At 63.9% G+C, this 1575-nt stretch carries 1 pseudogene; it reads right to left on the reverse strand.

Annotated features, from left to right (window positions below):
* Nucleotides 1–1502 (reverse strand): annotated as a pseudogene (gene hsdR / locus ACK4TH_RS11735) (EcoAI/FtnUII family type I restriction enzme subunit R); the annotation flags it as partial.
* Nucleotides 1503–1575 lie beyond the last annotated feature (73 nt).

Here is a 1575-nt window from a genome sequence, read left to right on the forward strand (position 1 = left end):
GCATCCGGTGCCGCTGGGGGAGCGGTCTCTGTAATGCTGACCTGCTCGCCCGACTCGTCGACCGTCACTTCCTCGATGAGCGCGGGCTCACCATCGAAATCCGGATCGGCAAAGTGCCGGGTGGCCGTGCCGGTGAAATCGATGATGTTGAAGTACTCCTTGCCATAGTCGACCTTCAGCCGCGTGCCGCGCCCGACGATCTGCTTGAACTCGGCGCGCGAGCCCACGACACGGGCCAGCACCACGTTCTTGACCATCTCGGCATCAACACCAGTGGTCAGCAGCTGGGAGGTGGTGAGGATGACGGGCGTCGGCTTGTCGACGTCCTGGAAATGCGCCAGATGGGTCAGGCCGATGGCGCCTTCGTCGGCGGTGACGCGGCAGACGTAGTCCGGATACTGCTTGACGAGATCGCTGTTGAGGTTGAGCAGTTCCTGTCGCATCTCCGCGGCGTGTTCCTGGTCAACGCAAAACACCAGCGTCTTGGCGAAGCGGTCAGTACCTTTCAGGAAATCGGTCAGGTGCCGGGCCATTGCCCGGGTGCGGGCGCGCAGGGCCACGACACGCTCGAAGTCCTTGGTCTGGTACTCGTCGTCGGGCACCTCGCGGCCATAGCGGTCCAGTTCGTCCTTGCTCGGCCGCCAGCCCGCCGCGTCGACGGTGGTGATGACCCGATGCACGCGGTAGGGTGCGAGGAAGCCGTCCTCGATGCCCTGGCGCAAGCTGTAGGTGTAGACCGGGTTGCCGAAGTACTCGTAGCTGTCGCGAGACTCCTCGCGCAGCGGCGTCGCCGTCATGCCGAACTGCACGGCGGGCGCAAAGTAGTCGAGCACGGCGCGCCAGGCGCTCTCGTCTCGGCTGGAGCCGCGGTGGCACTCGTCGATGATGATCAAGTCGAAGAAGTCAGGACGGTACTGCCGGAAGACATCGGCGCTGGCAGTGGACAGCGCCTGGTAGATGCCGAAGTACATGTCCCGGCTCTGGCTGACGTCGCCGCCGGCGATCTTGTGCCGGGCATCGCCGAAGGGTGCGAACATCTTGGCCATTGGGTCGTCGACGAGGATGTTGCGGTCGGCCAGGAACAGGATCTTGGGCCGGCGGTAAGCGCCTTCGCGGTTCCAGCGGCTGCTCCACAGCTTCCAGCACACCTGAAACGCCACGCAGGTCTTGCCGGTGCCGGTGGCCAGGGTGGCGAGGATGCGCTTCTGGCCCCGCAGGATGGCCTCGATCACCCGATGGATGGCGATCTGTTGGTAGTAGCGTGGCACCTTGCCCGAGACCAGGTTGAATGGCTCCAGCAGGTGTGACGCAGCTTCCTGGGGGAGATGCGCTGCGGCAGTCAGGCGGGCAAACAGCTCATCGGGCGTGGCGTAGCGGTCGACCTCGCGCTCGGTGCCGGTGGTGTAGTCGATCTCGATGATGCGGTGGCCGTTGGTGGCATAGGCGAACTTGAGACCGAGGATCTCGGCGTACTCTTTGGCCTGCTGCACGCCGGTTTCGGCGAGCCTGTCAGGAATTTTGTGTTTGAGGCATAGCATGTTGGAAAGGAGCATCTATGCCAAGCAAGAAGAAGCC

Source organism: Tepidimonas sp., assembly GCF_046292505.1.
In the GTDB taxonomy this organism is placed as follows: Bacteria; Pseudomonadota; Gammaproteobacteria; order Burkholderiales; family Burkholderiaceae_C; genus Tepidimonas.